This is a genomic window from Streptomyces sp. NPDC054863, assembly GCF_053610825.1.
In genome coordinates this window covers 1-1,549 of the sequence record NZ_JBSGZD010000555.1, presented here as the reverse complement: position 1 = coordinate 1,549, position 1,549 = coordinate 1, and the positions used below count along the sequence as shown (strand labels likewise).

Genomic DNA, 1,549 nt, shown 5'->3' with positions numbered 1-1,549 from the left:
ACCCCCCGTTCCCTCCCTAGGGTTCGGCCTCATGACCTTCCTCGACAGGTCCCGGACCGTCGCCCCGCCCGGCCGGAGCCGCTGGCTGGTGCCGCCCGCCGCCCTCTCCGTCCACCTCTCCATCGGCCAGGCCTACGCCTGGAGCGTGTTCAAGCCGCCGCTCGAATCGTCGCTCCACCTCTCCGGCACCCAGAGCGCCCTCCCCTTCCAGCTGGGCATCGTCATGCTCGGCCTGTCCGCCGGGTTCGGCGGCACGCTCGTCGAGCGCAACGGCCCCCGCTGGGCCATGTTCGTCTCCCTCGTCTGCTTCTCCTCCGGCTTCCTGATCGCCGCCCTCGGCGCCGCCACCCAGCAGTACTGGCTGATCGTCTTCGGCTACGGCTTCGTCGGCGGCATCGGCCTGGGCATCGGATACATCTCCCCGGTCTCCACCCTCATGAAGTGGTTCCCCGACAAGCCGGGCATGGCCACCGGCATCGCCATCATGGGCTTCGGCGGCGGCGCCCTCATCGCCTCGCCCTGGTCGTCCCAACTGCTCGAATCCTTCGGCGGCGACAAGCAGGACGGCAGCTCCGGCATAGCCACCACCTTCCTCGTGATGGGCCTCGCCTACGCCGTTTTCATGTCGCTCGGCGTCCTGCTGGTCCGCGTCCCGCCCCCGGGCTGGAAACCGGAGGGATGGCAGCCCAGCACCAAGCTCCGCACCCTGGTCACCACCGCCGACGTCTCGGCCCGCAACGCCCTGCGCACCCCGCAGTTCTGGTGCCTGTGGGTGGTCCTCTGTCTGAACGTCACCGCCGGCATCGGCATCCTCGAAAAAGCCGCCCCCATGATCAAGGACTACTTCGCGAGCACCCCCACCCCCGTCTCGGCCTCCGCCGCAGCCGGCTTCGTCGCCCTCCTCTCCCTCGCGAACATGACCGGCCGCATCCTCTGGGCCTCCACCTCCGACCTCATCGGCCGCAAGTCCATGTACCGGGTCTACCTCGGTGCCGGCGCGCTGATGTACCTCGCCATCGCCCACTTCGGCAACGACTCCAAGCCCCTCTTCATCGTCTGCGCGCTGGTGATCCTGTCCTTCTACGGCGGCGGCTTCGCCACGATCCCCGCGTACCTGGGGGACCTCTTCGGCACCTACCAGGTCGGTGCGATCCACGGCCGCCTGCTCACCGCCTGGTCCACGGCAGGTGTCCTCGGCCCGCTGATCGTCAACCGCGTCGCGGACACCCAGGAACAGGCGGGCCACAGCGGCCCCGGCCTGTACACGACCTCGATGTACATCATGATCGGCCTGCTCCTGGTGGGCTTCGCCGCCAACGAGCTCGTACGTCCCGTCCACCCGCGCTTCCACGAGCCGCAGCCGAAGCCACAGCCCTCCGCGGAAGGAACCCCCGCCCATGCAGCCCCGCAGCCGTAACCACCGGGCCCTCGCCGCCACCGTCTGGCTGTGGGTCCTGCTGCCGTTCGCCTACGGCCTGTACGAACTCATCCGCAAGGCCACCCAGCTCTTCACCGGCTGACCGCGGGGAAGCGGCGCACGCGAAGAAGC

At 69.4% G+C, this 1,549-nt stretch carries 2 protein-coding genes; both read left to right on the top strand.

Features of this window, described 5'->3' with window-relative positions; genetic code table 11:
* The first annotated feature begins 31 nt into the window (after positions 1–31).
* The gene (locus ACWGIG_RS38855; RefSeq protein ID WP_453326435.1) at positions 32–1,417 is read left to right on the top strand and encodes an L-lactate MFS transporter; all 1,386 of its coding nucleotides are present in this window, start codon (positions 32–34) and stop codon (positions 1,415–1,417) included.
* Positions 1,398–1,520, top strand: a complete 123-nt coding sequence (locus tag ACWGIG_RS38850) for an MFS transporter small subunit (RefSeq protein WP_453326434.1) — start codon at positions 1,398–1,400, stop codon at positions 1,518–1,520. Before ACWGIG_RS38855 ends, ACWGIG_RS38850 begins: the two co-directional genes overlap by 20 nt.
* Positions 1,521–1,549 lie beyond the last annotated feature (29 nt).

Excerpts from the sequence above, each read along its gene's own strand:
- ACWGIG_RS38855 (WP_453326435.1), top strand. The coding sequence starts at position 32 with ATGACCTTCCTCGACAGGTCCCGGACCGTCGCCCCGCCCGGCCGGAGC.
- ACWGIG_RS38850 (WP_453326434.1), top strand. The coding sequence starts at position 1,398 with ATGCAGCCCCGCAGCCGTAACCACCGGGCCCTCGCCGCCACCGTCTGG.